The following is an 18,835-nucleotide window of genomic DNA, read 5'->3' as shown; positions in this document are numbered from 1 at the left end:
TGCTGCGAGAGTGCGGGCTGGGTCATGAACAGCCGCGCGGCGGCGCGCCCGAAGTGCAGTTCCTCGGCCAGGACCAGGAATGCGCGCAGATGCCGCGGATTGGCGTCCCTCGGTGCCCCATTCTTCTCCATGCCCCACACCCTTCCCGGATTCATAAGTGATAAGGGATTAATGTGTGTTGGAGTCGTATAGGAGTGGTGTTGTGGCGTGCCGTCGGGACCTGGAACGCTGACAGCCATTGGCGCAGCGAAGCACGCGCCACTCAGGTCATGGGGAGCCGCTTTTACACAGCACGGAGCGCGCTGTGTGCTGCCTTCCGGGCTTGTTGGTCACACGAGAGAAACGGGGAAACCTATCGTGCGTGTCAGAACACGGATCACCGCGGCGGCGATGGCGGCGGTCGGGGTGCTCGGCTTCGCCGGGGCCTCGGCCGCGCAGGCGGACGCCAAGACAGCCCAGGTAACGATGGTCTCGACCTTCCACCCCTTCGCTCCGGTGTACTACCAGCCGAACGACAACGGCATGAGCGCCGGCTTCCTGGGGGGCGAGAACGCCGACCCGCCCGTCCCGGCCAAGCTCTACCCGGCCCTGTGCTGGGCGGAGGGCGAGTTCATCAACGACGGCAACTTCGCCCACGACAAGTGGGTACTGGTCGACACCTACGAGAACGACGATGGCAACAACGCCTGGGTCTGGGGCGGCAACCTCAAGGGCAACGACACCGGCAACGTACCCAACCACTGCTGAGACCTCCTGCCCGGACGAATGGGGGGATCCCGCAGGCGTCATCCCGACGTCTGCGAGAGAATCCGTCCGCATCTACAGCCAGCTCAAGTCCTGTTCGGCCTCCGAGGTCGCCTCGATGATCGAGGGCGTGCTGCGGCATTGCACCGACATGGAAGTGGACCGGCAGTCTCCCGCGACCAGGTCGCGGGAGACGAGTTCGTCGCTGGTGAGCGACGACACGAGCTTCCCGACGTTGCCGTGCCTGCCCGGCTTGAGTTCACGGATTCGGTAGGCGACCGGCGCCCCGGCCTCCCTCCACCCCGTCGCATACACCACGGCGGGGCGACCGTTGGCGAGACGGACCCGGGCGCCGGGACCGTGGCCGCCGTGCCGGGCGACCAGGAGGTCGTGCGTTCCGACCGGCTCACCCACTATCTGCGCGCCCTGGCCCACCTCGACCAGAAGGCGGCTGCCACGGCGTGTCTCGCGTTGGAGCAGGCCGAGCCGGAGGATAGGCAGCGACTGGTGCTGGAGACGGCGAGGGCGTGGTGGGGCCGACTATCGCAACGGCAGCGGACCGAACTGTTCACCGCCGTCGCCGAGCCCGCGTACCTGCGGAACGGCCATGCAGCAGCGCCTCGACCTCCACAGCGGCCACAGGCGCTCCTACGACCGGACATAGCCCTGGGGCATATGCAATCTCAGCCAGGAGGGGCCGTTTTGCGGGCATACCTGGTGACTGCGCTTTTCTCTTTCAGGCCATACCTCCGGGGCGAGCTTGATCCTCTTAAATGGCGGCCCGTAGTTTGGTGATCACCGGTTGAAATCAGCCGGTGCAGAGGGGATTCCGCGTCAGGCGTTATGCGGATGGCGTATTTTTCCGATCCCTTCTGTTGCCCGCGAAGACGGTTTCTGGGCTATTCCTGGGGAGGGTTCAATTTGAATGCGTTCGCTCAGGAGATAGTCCGCAGTGCAGCGGTAGCCGGTCTGACGGTGGCGGCGATGGGTGGGACCGGCGCTGCTCAGGCGTCGACGTCGGCCCCGAGTGGTGACGTATCGGTTCAGGAGGCGTGCCCGGACAACGGTCAGATCGGTTACGGCCGGGTGTGTACCACGCTCTCCAGTGGGCGCCTGTTCCACGACAAGACGCAGGCGTCGGGTCCGGTGAATGTCAAGACCTGGTACGAGAAGTCGAGTGGTGGGACCATCACGGCGAAGCTGGGCTTCAACTACGCCGGTACCACCACTGGGGTTCGACGTTCAGTCAGGCATCGGGCACGACCAAGAGTGCCTCGTGGGACCGCAATTGGTCTTCGGACTGCTACTCCACACCATCGGGCTGCTGCCAGTGACCGGACAGGGTCAATTCCAGACGCCTTCGGGCACCTGCTGAGCTTTCGCCCAAGCCCCGCCCCGCGGCTCATGCGGGGCGGGGTGCTCCCACTCTGAAGGTGTTGCGCCACCATGCTGCAAGCTGTTTTCAATGGTCGAGGCGAGTTCGTTCTCATCGCGTTGGCCGCAGTGACGATCGCGGCCCTCATCGGCTACTTCGCGGCGAAGAGGCTTTTGGGTCGCCCCTGGGCTTACGCTGGACTTTCTGCCGTCCTGGTAGCCGAGTTGAGCGTTACCATTTTCTTGCCGTCCTCGGGTCATGTATCCGGCCAGTGTATCCTCAACCGCAATTTCAGCGAGCCTTTCGCGACGGAGCAGGGCCTGCTGAATGTGGCGATGGTGGGCGAGGACGAGTCAGTCGGTGTCCTCGTGCGGTTCGAGGAGGGCGAAGTACGTCTCGCGCTGCTGTTCGGTCAGCTCGCCGTCGAGCGAGAGCGCCGACCGCAGCGCGCTCAGCGTGTCCACCGTCGGTGCGTTCCAGGTGGTACGCGCGTGACGCTGGATGTTCCCGGTGATCGTGTACGCCTCGCCGGGGAAGCACCGGATGTCCCAGTCGAGCGTCTTGGCCACTGACGGCGTCAGGTTGAGGTGCCACCACTTCGCGGGAACCTCGCTGTCCCCGCTGTCCTCGTCGTCGGCGAACATCTCGACGGACTCGGCGAAGTCGTACAGCACCGCGGCCCGCACGGTACGCCCGAGGTGTTCGGCGGGGACGATCTGGTCGAGGCTGGCCCCCACCGACCAGGCGAGCTCGCCCGCGATCTGGGTGACGGACTCCTTGTTGCGGTGCCGCAGCACCCACCGCTTGCGCACGTCGGGCCGGTCGAACAGCGTGTGCTGAAAGTCGGTGGTGAACCGGTCGCGCACCTCGGCCGCGCCGAGCGAGAGGGCGTCGCGGTCGTCGGCGGACATCGCCGCCCCGACCCCCTGGTAGGAGCGCTGGCGTGCCTCCACCCAGTCCTGGGCCACCGCGCGGGCCCAATGGTCGCGGCCGCCGACGATGGCCTGCGGGTCCGCGACCACTTCGCCGACGACTTCCACAGCCTGCTGTGGGACAGGCCGGACGTGCGCAAGCGGTGGATCCTGCGGGCACGCAACGAGAACTCCGTCCGTGAGGTCGCCGACGCCCTGGCCTGGGACGTCGCGGTCAGCCTGGACCGCATCCTGCCCACCGACACCCTGGGCCCGTCCATCCAGGGCGCGGTCCTCAACGACTTCGCCGACGCCATTGACCTGAACGCCAAGACCGGGGCGCACGCGGACGACAAGCGGCACCTCTACCTCTTGAGCCCGGTCGCTGCCTGTGGTCAGCCACGGGCCGGCGCCCTGGTAGGCGAGATCGGCCAGGACCGGGACGCCCTGGCGCTCGCAGATCCGGTGGGTACGGGCCGCGGTGAGGTCGTGGGTGCGGCCGGGCAGCACGGGTGAGATCCACAGCAGTCCCCCTGTGGGATCGGTTATGACCTGCACGTTCACGCCGTGGCGGTGGTGGTTGTGGGAGTGGTCGGCCCGGCTGTTTCCGACCCGGTCGCACTCGGCGAGCGTGCCGTCGAGCAGGACGTACTCGGGATCGGTCTCCCGCAGCACCAGCAGCGGTCCGGGCGCTCGCTTGGACAGGTGGTCGATGACGGCGGTGACGTAGGTGTGGGCGGTGCCGTTCGAGATCCCGAAGCCGACCGCGATCTGAGCCAGGGTGTCGTGCCGATGTGGCTGTTCGTCGGCTGGCGACGGCATCTCAGTGCCAGGTGTTGTCGTTTCCGGAGGTCTTGGTCGGGAGCCGGTAGCCGAACTCCTCCCGGAGCTTTGGGGCGGCAGTGTCCAAACGCATCGACAGCGCGATGAGCACGGCGAAGCCGAGCGCCCAGATGCCGGCGACGATCAGGACCGGCGCGACATCCGCGGTCCGGTGGACCACAGTGCCGAGCGCTGCGGCGCCGAGCAGCGCCCAGAAGGTTGTCGCCGCGTGCAGCTCGGACGCCTGGGTCGTCGTCGCGGTGATCGCGTGCGCGCGGTCGATGCCGGACACGTCCGCGCCCCCGCGGCGCACCCGTACAAGAGTGCGTCGCAGTCGCCGGATCCGGAGCACCCTGATGCCGAGCAGTACGAGCAGGCACAGGACGCCGAGCCCGACGCCGACCAGCTGCACCTGTCTCCAGATGGCAGCCGTGGGTGAGAGTGAGGGGCTCATCATGGCGAGGCTCGCGATGGCGAGGGTCACGAGCACGGCGGTGGTCGCATGGTCGAGTTCGGTGGCCTCGGTGCGCTCTCGGGCCTTGACCTGCTGCCGCAGTTCCGTGTCGGCGTCGCCGAGGAGGAGCTGAGCGGGGCCCTGCTCGCCCAGGGCCCGTGCGGGAAGGCGCTCAGGCGCGGTACGGCTCCACCGTCGGTCGGCGGCGATCAGAGCGAGTACGGCCGGGACGCAGAGCACGCCCGAGAGGAGCAGGGCGATCGCCACCGTCGGCCAGGCGGACGCGGCGAGCAGGATGCCGGCCGTTGCCAGGAGCAGGAAGCCGATGACGATGCTCGTCACGACCGCCGGGAAGAACGGCGTGCGTGTGACGCGGCCACGCACCTCGACCGCATTCCTCAGCGCCGACGAGTCCTCAGCCGGTGCGTACATGCCCGCGAGCGCCAGCTGATGGAAGGTTAGGGCATAGCCGAGCACGATCAGGAAGACGACGATGCCCAGCGCCGCAGCGATGAGCGGGCCGCCGAACACCGGCACGAAACCTGGCGGGTCGTCGGGGAGACCGAGTCTGCCGATGAGCGCGAGGACGGGAAGCAGACCGAACAGCGCCCCGCAGCCCACGGCCGCTGCGCCCGACACGCGCACCAGGCCGCCAGTGATCAGGACGCTGCGGGTCGGCGGCAGCTCGGGGCCGCGGTCGCGCCGTTCATCGCCCAGGGGAGCGCACTTCGCTTTCACCGTCCTAGACTCTCACGGGTGTGCGAAGCCGTCGTTCTGCGCCCCGGCAGCACCGTCGCGGGCCTCTGATTCGGTATCTGCCTCATGCTCGACTGCATCCCCCTGGTGGCACTGGCCCAAGCCGTCCCGGTCCTGCCCGAGGGTCCGGGCTGGTGGTACGAGCCCAAGCTCGACGGCCACAGAACAGTGCTGCGCCGTACCGACGAGACCGTCGTGCTCTACGCCCGGTCCGGCAGAGTCGTCCCCCAGCACTGGATGGACCTGGCCGTCGCCGGCATGGAACTGCGCCCCGGCACGGTCCTGGACGGCGGGGCTGTGATCTGGCGGGACGGCCGGCTCGACTTCGCCGCGGCGCAGTCACGGGCCGCGTCATCCACGACCCGGGCCCGCGCCCTGGCGGCCCGGTACCCGGCTGCCGGGCATCCGCACGGTGTCGGGCTGGAGGGGTGAAGTCCCACGGGGCGGGCCATCAGCGTCGGTTCCGGCGCGCTGGCCGAGCTGCGCCAGGGAATTTGCTGGTGATGCCGTCGGCCGCTGTCACCAACATCGGCTTCGCCGCGTAGATCATCGCCGTAGACCACCCCGTGCGCCCCCTGAGTGCCTGTCAGCCACCGTCGGCTCTCTGCCCGAGGCGACTGACCTCCGTGCTTCAGAGCGTCGCACAGCGATTCTCGGCGTCAGGTTCCCAGTGGGCGTCGCATGGTGATGGGCCGGATCCCGAGCCGAAGGCCTTTCCAGCGCATAGCCGGTGTTCCGAGTGCCACCGGTTCGTCGACCTGCCCAACACCTGACCGACCGCGGCCGCCGGCCCCGGGCCTCCAGGTTGAGTTCGCCGACATCGACTACGCCGAACTCGACTACTCGTGATGCCGTGCGGCCGACGGAAACGCGGACCTGTGACTGAGCGCTTCAATTGGCCAGTGAGTAGCCGAGTCGGCCGACTGAGCAGAGGTGTCCCTGTCTTCGCCTTCCGAGCGTTCACTTCACGAGCGGACTCGTGCGTACGACCGCGCCGAAAAAGCGATGACCTGCGGTGACGGACCGTGGCATAGTCGCCGCATATCCAACGACATCGCCTATCCCGTCTTCCGGACACCCGACCCCGCACTCACCCTGAGCGTCGCGCGTCGCCTCATGGAGTTCGGTCGCTGCGAGTACTCCAAGGTCTCCGTGTATGCAGATCTCCGCTCCGCCGCCGAGGTACGGCGTGTGGCGAAGGAGCTGCCCGAGGGGTGGTTTCGGGGGCAGGAGGCGTACGGAGAGTTCGACGGGGTGCCGTTGGAGGACCAGCCCGCGCTGGTCGTCGGCGTTCAGGGGGCCGGTCTGCCGGCCGACCCGGCCGCGTACGAAGGGCGGCTGCCGGTGGAGTGCGAGCTGCTCGACCTGCCGGTCGGCAGCATTGAGGACGTCTTCACGGCGGCGGTCGGTCCGAACACGGGCGAGGTCAACTGGGCGGCGCTGCATTGGCCGGACGCGCCCGAGCTGGGCTTTCGCGGCGAGTCCAAGCATGCCGAGGTGACGCTCCTCTTCAACACTTCCACGCGTGACCTCGACGAGCCGACCGACGACCACACCGTCCTCGTTCACGTTCGCAGCGTCAGCGTCGACGGTCGCCAGATGAGGGAACCGTACGCGCACTGGCTCGCGAAGCAGGTGGGACTCACGGTCATCGGCCCCGGGCAGCGGTGCTGAAGCCGGCCGGGTCGCCCCGATGAGTTTCGGCGGCGGCCGCCTATCCCTCGTACGCCCGCAGCGTCATGAGACAGCCTGATCGCCGAGGACAACCAGCACACGGGACAGGCGGCGTATATCCGCGGAGCCGTGGAGCGCCGCTGACGGGCCGGGATGGATGAGTTTCCCGCTCAACTGGCCAACTGAAGTGCTCAGTCACAACCGTGGATTGTCAGTGGGGAGCGGTAAGGTACCTCCGCTCGTCGGGCGTGGTGTAGTCGTGGTGTGTTCGTCAGATGTGAAGTCGCGGCAAAAGCCGCTTATTTGGCACTCATTCGGGTGTGCCAACAGTCCCTCGTGAGTGTGACGCCTGTCACTCGTTGAATGACGGGCTAGGGGGGTGAGCTGCCCCCTTGCAGGTTCTTGGCAGAAAAATGCGCAGCTCACCATGTGGGCATCGGTCGCCTTCTTCGGCCTTGGGAGGCAAGATGGGGACCGTCGCGCGCCGGGAGATGTGACTCACATCACATGGCGGCGTTTTGTTGATTACGCGACAGTAACCAGCATCGGCAAGGCGAAGGCCCCACCCACCGCTCGCGAGGCTTGGGGCGAGGCCTTCTCTACACGGCCTGCAGCGTGGCCCCGGCCTTTAGGTCGGGGCTTTCGCGTTGTCAGCCCAGCGCGTCCCACGCGAGTTTGATGAGCGAGCCGATCGGGCCGAGCCAGCGGATCCACCCGTAACGCCGATCCGCCTTCGTGCTGCAGCAGCAGTACCCGTCAGGCTTGTGGGCCATTGGGCATACGCTTTCCTGGATCCGCGACCTTCGCGAACTCCGCGGAGGCCAACGGGGCACTTGGACCCCAGGGGTAGGCGATACGGTGCCCTCGCCGGAGCAGAGGTGCCGCTTCCCTCAATCCCGCCCGAAGTGGCTCACGCGCGACACCCAGTGCCACTCTGGGTAGATGAGCAAGATCAAATGAGTGATCATCGCGGCGTTTCAACGCCTCTGAATGCGTGGCCTCTTGACGAAGCGTCGGGAACAGAGTGTCAGTTCCGTCCGCAAGAGTCGCGTATCTCACACCGTGACGGTCGTAGGTCGATTCCCGTGCCGCTGAGAGTCAGCCCCGGGCGGGTCACGATCCATCGGACGTGCCCCGCATGCGCCACCCGGGCCGACGAGAAGGCGGCACGGGCCTGCACCACCTGCAGGGGGGAGGGCCGGATCATCCACGAACAACACACCCACAAGGTCCGCATTCCTGCGGGTATCAGGCAGGGCCAGAAGCTCCGGATCCGCGAACTCGGCGGCCCCGGCGAGCATGGTGGCGCCCCCGGGGACCTGTACGCGACTGTGCACGTCGACGACTGATCCGCCGCTCGGTATTCGGCCAAGGCCTAATGGATTTGTGCCATTCGACGGCAACCTGCCTCCAACATCACCGCGGCCCGCTACACAAGAGGGCGGGGCGGCACGGCGGCCTCACCTGTTGTTGGCCGATGGTGCGGGAGGTCTGGGCGGTTGCTGACCATCACCGTAGCTGTGCTGCTCGCAGTCGTCGTCTTCCTCCGGCTGCGCCGGCGGACTGAGGCTCGCAGCCGCTTCGACGAGAAGATGACCGTCGCCATCGTCCTGGCGCTCGGGATCCTTCTGGCCCGACCCCGGTGGGCCAGGGCATCCTGAGCTTCCTGGGGCAGGTCGCGAGCGGCGTGACACAGGCCAGCCGGTGAGCCCCCGCAGGCGCCGGCCCGCAGTGGCCAGGCGCTCCCCGGTACGGCGGCGTACCCGTAGGCGTGGCAGGCGGCAGCGTGCGAATGACCGGCTGGTCGTGCTCCTCGTGGTCGCGGCTCTGGCCGTCGCCGTGGTGGTGGCTCATCGTCGAGTTCTTCGTGGCGCCGGATGACGTGTCAGCGGCTCTGGCGCCTTGGACTGGGCTGGGGCGGGTGTTTCGGCTTGCTCTCCTTCAGCCCTTTATCTGCGCCTGGGTGCGGTGCATGAGGACATCGAGGCCCGGGGCATCGTGGTGACCCTGGCCCTAGGCGGCGCGCTGGTGACCGGCCTCGTCCGGCGCGGCCCGGGGGCGGGTGTGGGTCAGGTGCCGGACGGGGTGTCAGGTCTGGTTCCGGACAGCGCGTCCGTGTAGATGCCCGTCATCGCGGTCACAGCCCGTCGGCGGTTCAGGGCCGGGTCCAGGCGGTGCTGGATGTTGATTCCCAGGGTGCCGCCGAGCAGTGCCGCCGCGACGGCCTCCGGGTCGGTGACGTGCGCACCGGTCGCGCGCAGGTGGTCGGCGTACAGGCCGCGGATCTTGGCGTACTCCTCGGCGTACGTCGTGCGCAGGGCCGACTCGCGGCTCACCGCCTCGATCAGGAGTGTCGAGAAGATGTGCGCCTCGGGCCGGGACATCAGGGCGAAGTTCGCCTCGATCAGCGCCTCGATTCCGGCGTCCGGCCCGGCGGCGGCCAGGCGTTCGCGCATGAAGTCCGTGCCCCATCGGAACGCTTCCTCGATCACCGCCTTCAGCAGCCCGTCCTTCGAGCCGAAGTGCCAGGCCACGGAGCCCCGGCTGATGCCGGAGCGCTCCGCCACGGCCTGGACGGACGCTGCGGCGGACCCGCCCTCGGCGGCGAGTTCCCACGCGGCGGCCACCAGCCGGCGCTGGGTCTCGGTGGAGATCTCCTGCTTGCGGGTCGCACCCACGCGGTGTCCTTCCAAACGTCGCGGCCGCCTGACGCGGCCGATTCTGTCACGCCGACCAGTCAGTACCAGGGCGGCGATCCCTTGCCTATGCTAGCGGTCCAGTTCTATGCTGAGCGTCCAATAACTAAGGAGGGTTCGTCATGGAACTGATCGACCTGACCAGAACGCTGGACCCCGCCGACCGCGAGCGGCTCCCCGAGCAGCTGAGCTCGCTCGCCCCGGTGATCGCTCCGGCCGTGGCCTACGCGCACCCGACGGGCGAGGGCCGAGAGCAGTTCGCCGCCGCCATGCACTGCAGCGTCGAGGACCTGCCGGACGGCGAGGGCTGGGGTGCGGAACTGCTCACCGACTTCAACTCCCACCTCGGCACCCACGTCGACGCCCCGCTGCACTACGGCTCGACCTGCGAGGGCAGGCCGGCCCGCACCATCACCGACATCGCCCTGGACGAGCTGTGGTGCGAGGCGCTCGTGCTGGACCTGCGCGAGCGGTGCGAGCCTGACGCCCCGATCACCGTGGAGGCCCTGGAGTCCGCCCTCGCCGACAACGGCGCCCCGGTCCCGGTCGGCGGAGCGGTCCTGCTGCGCACCGGCCAGGAGCGGTACGGGCTGTCCGACCCGGAGTTCTTCCACTACCCGGGGATGAGCCGCGAGTCGACGCTGTTCCTGGCCGACCTCGGGGCCAAGGTCCTCGGCACCGACGCTGCGGGCTGGGACCTGAGCTTCTCCGTGATGGCCGGCAGGTTCCGCGACAGCCGTGACAACTCCGTGCTGTGGGACGGCCACCGGGCCGGCCGCGAGCGGGAGGTCTTCATCGTCCAGCAGCTGACGAACCTCGCCGCGTTGCCCCCGTCGGGATTCAGGGCGGCATTCTTCCCGATCAAGCTCGCCCGCGCGAGCGCCGCCCCGGCCCGCGTCGTGGCCTTCGTCTGACCCCGCCCCGCCGACCGACCCCTCCCGAGAAGAGGAACCGACCGTGAAACTCGCAACCGTGGAGCACGAGGGTGCCGAGCGGACCGCACTCGTGCTCGACCAGGGCGAGCGCCTACTGCTGCTCGACCACGCTCACCACCTGGCGACCGGCGAGCACGCCCCCGCGCTGGCCACCATGCAGGCCATCATCGACGGCGGCGATCCCGTGCGGCAGACCCTGGAGCGGCTCGTCGAACAGGCGCCGTCCGAAGCGGTCGTCGCCGCGTCCGAGGTGCGCTGGCTGTCCCCGCTGCCCAGACCCGCGCAGATCCGGGACTTCGGCAGCTTCATGGACCACTTCCGCAACGCCCGTTCCCGGATCCAGAGCATCCCGGCCGACCAGGTCGAGCTGCCCGCCATCATGCTCGAACGGCCGCTGTACTACGTGACCAACCGGCTCTCCGTGACCGGCCACGACAGCGACATCCACTGGCCCGCGTACTCCTCGGTACGGGACTACGAGCTGGAGTTCGCTTCCGTGCTGGGCCGCGGCGGCACGGACATCCCCGCGACGGACGCCCCGTCGCACATCTTCGGCTACACGATCTTCAACGACTTCAGCGCCCGCGACACCCAGCTGGAGGAGATCGCCACCGGGCTGGGCCTGAGCAAGAGCAAGGACTTCACCGACTCGAACGTCCTTGGCCCGTGGATCGTCACCGCCGACGAGGTCGGCGACCCGTACCGGCTCACCATGACCGCCCGCATCAACGGCGAGGAGGTCAGCCGGGGCACCTCCGCCGACATGCACCACAGCTTCGCCGACATGATCGCCTTCGCCTCCCAGTCGACCCGGCTGCACGCGGGAGAGGTTCTGTGCTCGGGCACCGTGCCGACCGGCTGCGGGCTGGAGCACGGCCGCTTCCTGGAACCCGGCGACACCGTGGAACTCGAAGTCTCCGGCCTGGGCGTGCTGCGCAACCGGGTGATGTCATGAACCGCGAAGCACTCATCCTCGGCATCGGCGCCACCCCCTTCGGCCGCCACCTCGACCGCAGTGCCGGCGATCTCGCCGGCCAGGCCGCGCACGAGGCGCTCCGTGACGCCGGGCTCGCCCCGGCCGACGTCGGCGCGGTCTTCCACGCCACGGTCAGCCAGAAGGCGATCGACGGCCAGCACATGATTCCCGGCCAGGTCGCCCTACGCCCGCACGGCTTCGCCGGCGTGCCTGTGGTGAACGTGGAGAACGCCTGCGCGGGCGGTGCAACCGCCCTGTGGCTGGCGATCGCCCACGTCCGGGCAGGCCTGTCGGATGTCGCCCTCGCGGTCGGCGTGGACAAGCTCGTCTGTACCGACCCCGCCCAGGGGCTGGCGGTGTTCGACGGCGCCATGGACGTCGCCCACCGCGAGGCGACCCTCGCCGGGCTCGCCGCCCTGTCCGACCCGCTGCCGCCCGAACTCTCCGTGGACGGCGACCGGTCGGTGTTCATGGAGATCTACGCTTCCCTGACCCGCGCCCACATGCAACGCTTCGGCACCACCGAAGCCCACCTGGCCGCAGTCTCGGCGAAGAACCATGCCCACTCGGTCCACAACCCCCGGGCCCACTTCCGCCGACCGTTCACCGCGGACGAGGTCCTGGCGGCGCGGCGGGTGGCATGGCCGCTGACGGTGCCGATGTGCTCACCAGTCAGCGACGGGGCCGCCGCCGCCGTCGTGACACGGGCCGACTTCACCCACAACGACTCAGCTGTGGCGGTGCTGAGCAGTGTCCTGCTGTCAGGCACCGACCGGGCGGCGGACGACGCCGCACGGCACATCGGCCGCCGGGCCGCGCTCGCCGCCTACGAGAAGGCCAGCATCGGTCCGCAGGACGTCGACGTGGCGGAGGTCCATGACGCCACCGCCTTCGGCGAGATCCAGCAGGCGGAGAACCTGGGCTTCTGCCCGATCGGCGACGGCGGCCCGTGGTCGGCCTCGGGTGCGAGCGCACTCGGCGGCGCCCTTCCGGTGAACCCGTCGGGAGGACTCGAATCGCGCGGCCACCCGGTGTCCGCCACCGGACTGGCCCAGGTCTTCGAACTGGTCACGCAGCTGCGCGGCCGGGCGGGCGGGCGCCAGGTCCCCGACGCGCGCATCGCCATCGCCGAGAACGGCGGCGGCCTCTACGGAATCGAGGAGGCGGTGGCCACCGTGACCATCCTGGGGAGGACTCGATGAGACCCGGCTACGCGGACCTGATCCTCACCGCGCTGCGCAGGCGGCCCGAGCGCACCGCCTTCCGCTTCACCGGCGACGACGGGACGAATCACACCTGGACCTACCGCGAGACCGCGGACCGGATCGAAAGCACCGCGGCCGCGTTCGGACGACTGGGCCTGGCCCCCGGCGACGGGATCGCCCTGCTGTGCGGCCCGAACCCGCAGGCGTTCACCGTCATGGCCGCCGCCTGCCTGGCCGGGCTGCGCTATACCGCCCTGCACCCGCTGGCCACCGCGGACACCGACCGGACCGTCCTGCGCGACAGCGCCTCCGACTACCTGGTCGTGGACGACACCCGCTTCGCCTCCCGTGCCCGCCCCGACGGCACCGAGGCGATCACCCTCGCCGAACTCGACCGTCTCGCCGCCGACACGCCCCCCGGACCCGACGACCCGCGCGGCCCCGCCCTCTACCTCTTCTACACCGGCGGCACCACCGGCGAACCCAAGGGCGTGATGCTGCGCGACCGCTCCCTGCTCGCCAACGCCTGGGCCTGCTCCACCTGGGCCTGGCCGTCGGACACCCGCTTCCTGATCACCACCCCCATGTCGCACGCCGCCGGCCTCCTCGTCGCACCCGGCCTGCTGCATGGCGCCAGCTTCGAACTGCACCCCTCCTTCGACCCGGACCGCGTCATCGACGCGATCGAACACCACGGCGTGAGCGCCACGTTCGTCGTCCCCACGATGCTCTACGCTCTGCTCGACCACCCCAGGCTCCCCGCAGCCGACCTGTCGGGGCTGAACTGGGTCCTGTACGGTGCCGCACCCGCCGGCCCCGACCGGCTCGCCCAGGCCTACCGGCTCCTCGGCCCCGTGCTCAGCCAGCACTACGGCCAGGCCGAGGCCCCCAACGCTCTGACCGTCCTGGACCCGGCCGAACACCGCGACGACCCGACCGTCCTGGGCAGCTGCGGCCGGCCGATGCCCAGCGTGGAGATCACCCTGCGCGACCTGCACGGCCGGGAAGTGCCGGCCGGCGAGCCGGGCGAACTGTGCGTCCGAGGACCGCTCGTGATGGACGGCTACTGGAACAAGCCCGAGCAGACCGCAGCCGCGCTCGAAGGAGGCTGGCTCCACACCGGGGACGTCGCCCGCAGGGACGACAACGGCCTGATCACGATCATCGACCGGATCAAGGACACCATCATCACCGGTGGGTTCAACGTCTACCCTCGCGAGGTCGAGGACACCCTCGCCACCCACCGGGCCGTCGCCGCCGTCGCCGTCTACGGCACACCCGACCCGCACTGGGGCGAAGCCGTCACCGCCGCAGTGGTCCTGCACCCCGGACAGCACGCCACCCCCGCCGAGCTGATGGACCACGTCCGGGCCCGCAAGGGCACACTCTGGGTCCCGAAGCAGCTCCACCTCGTCGATGCGCTGCCCCTCACCGCCCTGGGAAAGATCGACAAGAAGAAACTCCGCAACCAGCCCTGACCAGGAGGGAGTTCCGGCCCGCATTCCCGAGGGTGATCAAGTGGCTGAAGTCCCCGGCCTCACCTACATGATCCGAACTCTCGGCGACCTGGTGAGTGGAAACGACAAGCTGCTGCGCGCCGCCCGCGACATGCTGCCCAACCCCGAGAACAGCATCGAGGCCATCGCGTCTCTGCTCGGCGCCTCGGTCGGCACTCCCTACAACCACTATCGCCTGCCCACCCGCCTCGCTGTACCCGTCATGCTGGCCGCCTCCGAACGTCACCAGCTCAAGAAGATGGCATACGGCCAAGATCCCGCACCACGCTCGGCAGCGGGGCCACGATCGTGCTGCTCGCGGCCCCAAGGGTGCTCGAACGCTCGGATAGCGGCCGAGGTGCGCGTGCATGTGGACACGGTGCGCACCTGGCGTGGCCGGTTCGCCAGGGGCGGCCTGGCCGCCTCGCCGACCGCAAGAGGTCGGGCAGACCGCCGTCGTTTACGGCGTTGCAGGCCGCCGAGGTCAAGGCGCTCGCCTGTCGTCCGATGATGCGAGCACTGTGTCCACGGCCATCCGGACAGTCTGGTCTACGGCACCGGCAGACGGGCCAGCAGACGGCAGAGGTCAGAACTCCACCAGAGGACTGGTGCACATACCTCTGTACTCCGTGGTGCAGCCAGAGAAGTACGCCGACACTCGGCATCGCCCATCTGCACAACCTTGCGCGACGCGGCTGACCGCCCCCGAGCGAAGCACTGCCGTTCAGGATTCGGTGGGCAGGAGCTGGACCAGGCCGACCCAGTTCTCCACGTCCACCTTGGTGTGCGTGGCGCGGACCTTCCAGCGGCCGGCGGGCAGCGGGACCGATGCCTGGGCGGGCATCCCGCCGCCGGGGTACTCGATGCCCAGTTCGGAGCCCGCTTCGGCGGAGTCCATGAGCACGGCCGGACCGTCCGACACCCAGGTGCCGCACTCCTCCCACACCGTGGCCGGGTCTGCGAGGACAGTGTCTGCCGCAGCGCTCAGTCCGGCCTCGGAGTCGGCGGCAAGCCACCGCAGGAACGCTTGGTGCTCGGGCAGATAGCAGCTGGTGGCCGGCTCGTCCGCCAGCACCAGTGCCTGCGCACCATTCTCACCAACAGGGATCGCATCGGCCAGATCATCCACCGCACATGCCCGGTCGTCGTCGGGAGGCGGTGGCGTCGCCCGCAATGACACCACTCTCTGTGCACCCGCGCCATGCGGGCAGGGCGGAGACGGGGATGACGATCAGAGGGCCGCCCATCGACTCCACCCAGACAGGGGAGGGGCGGGAGGCATCGTCTGCGGTGGATGAGGAGGTGATCACGCAGTCAGTGTGCCCTCGCCCGCTGACAACGCGCACGCGCTCATTGGAACCCAGCTGGCTATGTTCACGACCGAGACCGCGACGCGGTCATCGCGGGTCTCACCCTGCCCTGGAACTCCGGCGTCGTCGAAGGACACGTCAACCGGATCAAGATGCTCAAGCGCCGGATGTTCGGTCGGGCGGGCTTCGCACTGCTCCGCAAGCGAGTCCTGTTGGCTCACTGACCGATGTCAGATGCGCGCGATAGCTTCCCGACATGAGTGTGTATCTGGTGAGCGTTGGCGCGGAGGAATGGTTCGGTGACGAGGAAGATGGATGGGATGAAGTTGCTGCAGCGCTCAACGCTGAACTCAGGCGGCGGGGCGCGCCGCCCTACGAGGACGTCCCCCTGGCTGCGTAGGTTTCAGGCGAGAGCACTTGTCGGTGGGTTTCGGCATCACGACGTGACCGAAGAGCGCGTGAATGTTGGTGAGAAATAGAGGCACCCCCGGGTGGTGGGGGCACGATCGTGCGTGCGGAGCCGGCGCCGCTCGTGGCAGGATGAGGGCATGTTGATCAGAAAGGGCGATGCCACGTAGGACTTGTCCGGGCGATCAAGGTGCTGGTGGCTGAGGCATGGCGGGATTGCGGATGGTCGCTTCAGCTTGAGGACGTGGCTGGCACAGGACGTCGTGTGCCAGGGTTGCGGGTATGGATTGGCAGTCTGAGAGCCCGGAACTCTGGGCGTTTCTGGAGTCCCTGCACTTCGGCGACATCCTGTCCGGCACCGTTGCAGCGATCGAACGGTTCGGGGTCTTCGTGGCCCTGGACGACGGGCCTGGCCATCCCACCCTGCCCGGTGTCGGGTTCCTCGGTGTCCCCGAACTGTCCTGGCGGCGCTTCGATGATCCCACCGATGTTGTTCAGGTAGGGCAGCGTGTCTCGTGCGAGTTCATTGGGTTCGACACCCACAACGCTGAGGCCAGACTGTCTTTGAAGGCACTGGAGCCCGATCCTCTCCAGGTTTTCGCCGACCGCACAGGGGTGGGCCAGGAATTCCGCGGGACGGTTGAGAGGGTGGTTCCCATCGGCATCTTCGTCGACCTCGGGGACGGGATCGTCGGGCTGGTCCCCTTCAGAGAGATCGATGGCCGCCCTGCGGCGAGTCCGGTAGAAGATTTCGAGGTCGGAGAGGAGATCGCCGTCGTCGTCGCGGAAATCGAGCTGCCACGCCGCCGGGTGTTCCTCTCCAGGCCGGAGAGCGGCCAGTGCGCAGGTGTCGTGCTGCCCACGTGACGGCCGCCGTGCCCGAATCGTTGAGGTGAGCAGGGGCGGGGCGATCTAACGGATGCCGAGTGGGCACGGCTGCGGCCGTTCCTGCCGGTCAGCAACGGGCGTTGTGGCCGGTGGCGGGATCACCTGCAGGTGATCGACGGGATTCTGCACCGGGTGCGGACCGGGGTGCAGTGGTGTGATCTGCCCGAACGGTTCGGCCCGTGGAAGACCCCCACTCGATCACCGCCTCTTCGGGATCGAAGTTGCCGAAGGAGAGCGACTCGAATGCCAGTCCCGGTCCGGTCCGCAGGGCAAGTCTCGCTGACGTGTCGTCCGGCGCCACGAAAAACTTCACGACGATGCTCCCCCGGGCATCATGCCCGCCAGCCCACGACCACGATCGGCCAGACAAGCCCTAGTGTCCTGAGTCGGTAATTCGTCGGCAGTATGAGGCCAGTGATTCGAGGATCTGGTCGGCGGTCTTCGTCCAGATGAACGGCTTGGGGTCTTTGTTCCACGAGTCGATCCAGGCACGGATGTCTTCCTCCAGCGCCTGGACCGACTTGTGGACGCCTCGCACGTTGTTTCTGGACCGCGATCCCGGCCACTGCGCTGTTCTCCACCTTCTGTCTGTTGTGCGGGAATCGGGCGGTCGGGGTGGTCGGTGATGTGCTGCCCGTACGATGACCGGCGTGACCGTCCGCCGTGCCCTTGGCGTCGGCCCTCAGGCTCCCGCGCCCAGCATCCGCGCTGCCCAGGCCGGCCTGCTCGATGCTCTTCCCGGAGAGCTCTGACCGACCTCGACGAACTGCGGGCCCGAGGCGTGCTCGGCACGCGCCCGGCAGCGCCTCCGTCTCCGCGACGGACCCTGGGAGCCGGTGCGCCGATGAGGAACTGCCTTACCATCCCGCCTGACACTCCCGCGATGGTCGTGGTACCCGAGTGCTGCCGCACTCGTGAATCGCCCGGTGGGCGGCACCCCATGCGGGTGCCGCCCACCCGGCGTTGGTGGTTCGGTGGTGTCAGCTGACTTGGAGGGTCAGGTTTTTCGGCCAGCCGGCCTGGTCGAGGTGGGAGAAGAGGTCTTTGAGGTCAGTGGGCTTGAGCTTGATGCAGCCGTTGGACTTGTAGTCGAAGTCGGCGTCCCAGCGCCAGAAGTCGTCGTCCTTGAGGGGGACGTCGACGGCCTGGGTGCCGTCGGCGAGCATCTCGCTGTGGATGAGCATGTCGGTGCGTTTGACGGGCTTCTGGCCGGGCGCGGGCGTGCAGGTCTTGTTCTCGAGCTGGATGGCATAGCCCTGGATCTGCACGCGGGGGTTGTAGTTTCCACTCTCCGCGGTTGGTCTCGTGTCCCTTGACCTTGTAGGTCCCGTCGGGCAGCCAGCCCTTGTCGGAGAGGCAGGTGTCCTTGCTGCCCATGCCGGAGTTGGCGCGGTAGGTCTTGACCGCCTTGCCGTTGTGGACGAGGGCGAGGGTCGAGTACATCGGGTGCTGCTGGTTCTTGGTGAATTTCAGGGAGTATCCGGTGGGGCCGGGCTGGGCGTTCCCATTGGTGCCGGTGCCGGTGCCGGTGCTGGGCCGGGCGCCGGCGGGCGCGGTGATCAGCGCGTTCCAGGTAGCCGGACCAGCGACCCCGTCGGCCTGCAGGCCCTGGTTCTTCTGGAAGGCCTGGACGGCAGCCGCGGTACGGTCCCCGAAGGATCCGTCGGCCGTCAGGGAGTGCCCTTGCGCGGTGAGCAGCTGCTGGAGCGCGGTGACCGCGGCCCCTTGGCTGCCGGTACGTAGGGTGGGCCATTGCTGGTTCTGGGAAGCGGGGGCGGCGGAGCGGGCGGCTGAGGCTGCCGGGTCGCCGCTGCTGCTGGCGGTGGCGGTGTCGGGGGCCTGCGTACCGAGCATGGCGAAGGCCGCGACGGCGAGGGCAGCGGTGGTGAGGGTGGCCCAGAGAGTGCGGGGAGCACGGTTCATGGCGGTAGTTCCTTTTTGTGTCGTGTGGGTCCGGCCGGCCGGGCCGCGCCAGGGGTGTGGCGCGGCCCGGGGGCCGGGAAGGAGATGAGGGGGATGGTGCGCGGCGGTTGTTCTTGGGCCGCCGCCGGTGACGAGGGCGGGGGCGGGGGATCAGATGAAGGTGATGTCCCAGTGGACGCCGCCGTTGCGGGGGATTTCGTAGACGTACTCGGCGGAGATGCCGTTGAGGGTGCCGTGCCAGCGGGCGTCGTTGCCCCGAGGG

Annotated in this window: 18 protein-coding genes and 5 pseudogenes; 13 read left to right on the top strand and 10 right to left on the bottom strand. The window is 68.6% G+C overall.

Annotated elements, in window-relative coordinates:
* Window positions 1-131, bottom strand: a 131-nt coding sequence (locus IE107_RS33670; RefSeq protein WP_189548146.1) for a LysR family transcriptional regulator, incomplete at its 3' end; no start/stop codon positions are given.
* A 226-nt stretch (window positions 132-357) separates the two neighbouring features.
* Between IE107_RS33670 and IE107_RS33665 the strand changes: the two genes are divergently transcribed.
* Entirely contained in the window at window positions 358-747 is a 390-nt protein-coding gene (locus IE107_RS33665) for a hypothetical protein (RefSeq protein ID WP_189548145.1), read from the top strand.
* A gap of 72 nt (window positions 748-819) precedes the next feature.
* Here the strand turns inward: IE107_RS33665 and IE107_RS36005 are convergent, their stop codons facing one another.
* From IE107_RS36005 to IE107_RS33650, 3 genes and pseudogenes are all read right to left on the bottom strand, one after another.
* Window positions 820-1,158: a hypothetical protein gene (locus IE107_RS36005; RefSeq protein WP_308434280.1), complete on the bottom strand. Its 339-nt coding sequence runs from the start codon at window positions 1,156-1,158 to the stop codon at window positions 820-822.
* A 2,250-nt stretch (window positions 1,159-3,408) separates the two neighbouring features.
* Window positions 3,409-3,819, bottom strand: a pseudogene (locus IE107_RS33655) (transposase family protein); the annotation flags it as partial.
* Window positions 3,820-3,853: 34 nt separating this feature from the next.
* The gene (locus tag IE107_RS33650; protein ID WP_189548144.1) at window positions 3,854-5,044 is read right to left on the bottom strand and encodes a hypothetical protein; all 1,191 of its coding nucleotides are present in this window, start codon (window positions 5,042-5,044) and stop codon (window positions 3,854-3,856) included.
* Window positions 5,045-5,128: 84 nt separating this feature from the next.
* Between IE107_RS33650 and IE107_RS33645 the strand changes: the two genes are divergently transcribed.
* The 4 genes and pseudogenes from IE107_RS33645 to IE107_RS33630 all read left to right on the top strand — a co-directional run bounded on the left by IE107_RS33645 (window position 5,129) and on the right by IE107_RS33630 (window position 8,444).
* Window positions 5,129-5,494: an ATP-dependent DNA ligase gene (locus IE107_RS33645; protein WP_189548143.1), complete on the top strand. Its 366-nt coding sequence runs from the start codon at window positions 5,129-5,131 to the stop codon at window positions 5,492-5,494.
* A gap of 684 nt (window positions 5,495-6,178) precedes the next feature.
* Complete coding sequence (locus IE107_RS33640; protein WP_189548142.1) at window positions 6,179-6,736, top strand: hypothetical protein; 558 nt, start codon at window positions 6,179-6,181, stop codon at window positions 6,734-6,736.
* A 956-nt stretch (window positions 6,737-7,692) separates the two neighbouring features.
* Window positions 7,693-8,085: a DnaJ C-terminal domain-containing protein gene (locus IE107_RS36245; RefSeq protein ID WP_189548141.1), complete on the top strand. Its 393-nt coding sequence runs from the start codon at window positions 7,693-7,695 to the stop codon at window positions 8,083-8,085.
* A gap of 150 nt (window positions 8,086-8,235) precedes the next feature.
* Window positions 8,236-8,444 (top strand): annotated as a pseudogene (locus tag IE107_RS33630) (hypothetical protein).
* Between the two features lie 361 nt (window positions 8,445-8,805).
* Here the strand turns inward: IE107_RS33630 and IE107_RS33625 are convergent.
* Window positions 8,806-9,414 (bottom strand): TetR/AcrR family transcriptional regulator, encoded by a 609-nt coding sequence (locus tag IE107_RS33625; RefSeq protein ID WP_189548140.1) that lies wholly within the window; start codon window positions 9,412-9,414, stop codon window positions 8,806-8,808.
* Between the two features lie 140 nt (window positions 9,415-9,554).
* On the opposite strand from IE107_RS33625, the gene IE107_RS33620 reads away from it, so the two are divergent.
* From IE107_RS33620 to IE107_RS35575, 5 genes are read left to right on the top strand one after another with little or no spacing between them, the layout of a single operon-like run.
* Window positions 9,555-10,346: a cyclase family protein gene (locus IE107_RS33620; protein ID WP_189548139.1), complete on the top strand. Its 792-nt coding sequence runs from the start codon at window positions 9,555-9,557 to the stop codon at window positions 10,344-10,346.
* Window positions 10,347-10,389: 43 nt separating this feature from the next.
* Window positions 10,390-11,322: a fumarylacetoacetate hydrolase family protein gene (locus IE107_RS33615; protein ID WP_189548138.1), complete on the top strand. Its 933-nt coding sequence runs from the start codon at window positions 10,390-10,392 to the stop codon at window positions 11,320-11,322.
* Window positions 11,319-12,545 (top strand): thiolase family protein, encoded by a 1,227-nt coding sequence (locus IE107_RS33610; RefSeq protein WP_189548137.1) that lies wholly within the window; start codon window positions 11,319-11,321, stop codon window positions 12,543-12,545. The genes IE107_RS33615 and IE107_RS33610 overlap by 4 nt, the downstream gene beginning before the upstream one ends.
* Window positions 12,542-14,026: an AMP-binding protein gene (locus IE107_RS33605; RefSeq protein ID WP_189548136.1), complete on the top strand. Its 1,485-nt coding sequence runs from the start codon at window positions 12,542-12,544 to the stop codon at window positions 14,024-14,026. Before IE107_RS33610 ends, IE107_RS33605 begins: the two co-directional genes overlap by 4 nt.
* A 40-nt stretch (window positions 14,027-14,066) precedes the next feature.
* Entirely contained in the window at window positions 14,067-14,555 is a 489-nt protein-coding gene (locus tag IE107_RS35575) for a hypothetical protein (RefSeq protein ID WP_229867456.1), read from the top strand.
* 213 nt (window positions 14,556-14,768) lie between these two features.
* Here the strand turns inward: IE107_RS35575 and IE107_RS33595 are convergent, their stop codons facing one another.
* Window positions 14,769-15,218 carry an Imm21 family immunity protein gene (locus IE107_RS33595; RefSeq protein ID WP_308434278.1) on the bottom strand — a complete coding sequence of 150 codons (450 nt, stop codon included), beginning with the start codon at window positions 15,216-15,218 and terminating at the stop codon, window positions 14,769-14,771.
* Window positions 15,166-15,291, bottom strand: a complete 126-nt coding sequence (locus IE107_RS35995) for a hypothetical protein (protein ID WP_308434279.1) — start codon at window positions 15,289-15,291, stop codon at window positions 15,166-15,168. Before IE107_RS35995 ends, IE107_RS33595 begins: the two co-directional genes overlap by 53 nt.
* A gap of 319 nt (window positions 15,292-15,610) precedes the next feature.
* On the opposite strand from IE107_RS35995, the gene IE107_RS33585 reads away from it, so the two are divergent.
* The 3 genes and pseudogenes from IE107_RS33585 to IE107_RS35570 all read left to right on the top strand — a co-directional run.
* Window positions 15,611-15,754: a hypothetical protein gene (locus IE107_RS33585; protein WP_189548135.1), complete on the top strand. Its 144-nt coding sequence runs from the start codon at window positions 15,611-15,613 to the stop codon at window positions 15,752-15,754.
* 290 nt (window positions 15,755-16,044) lie between these two features.
* Window positions 16,045-16,629: a S1 RNA-binding domain-containing protein gene (locus tag IE107_RS33580; protein WP_189548134.1), complete on the top strand. Its 585-nt coding sequence runs from the start codon at window positions 16,045-16,047 to the stop codon at window positions 16,627-16,629.
* A gap of 69 nt (window positions 16,630-16,698) precedes the next feature.
* A pseudogene (locus IE107_RS35570) lies at window positions 16,699-16,839 on the top strand (transposase); the annotation flags it as partial.
* A gap of 184 nt (window positions 16,840-17,023) precedes the next feature.
* Here IE107_RS35570 and IE107_RS33570 read toward each other — a convergent pair.
* The 3 genes and pseudogenes from IE107_RS33570 to IE107_RS35560 all read right to left on the bottom strand — a co-directional run.
* A pseudogene (locus IE107_RS33570) lies at window positions 17,024-17,185 on the bottom strand (IS630 family transposase); the annotation flags it as partial.
* A 445-nt stretch (window positions 17,186-17,630) separates the two neighbouring features.
* A complete protein-coding gene (locus IE107_RS35565; RefSeq protein ID WP_229867457.1) occupies window positions 17,631-17,918 on the bottom strand; it encodes a hypothetical protein in 288 nt (95 codons plus the stop codon).
* 352 nt (window positions 17,919-18,270) lie between these two features.
* A pseudogene (locus IE107_RS35560) lies at window positions 18,271-18,504 on the bottom strand (peptidoglycan-binding domain-containing protein); the annotation flags it as partial.
* Window positions 18,505-18,835 lie beyond the last annotated feature (331 nt).

It is taken from the genome of Streptomyces gelaticus, assembly GCF_014649535.1.
GTDB classification, from domain to species: domain Bacteria; phylum Actinomycetota; class Actinomycetes; order Streptomycetales; family Streptomycetaceae; genus Streptomyces; species Streptomyces gelaticus.
This window is presented reverse-complemented; position numbering and strand designations above follow the sequence as displayed.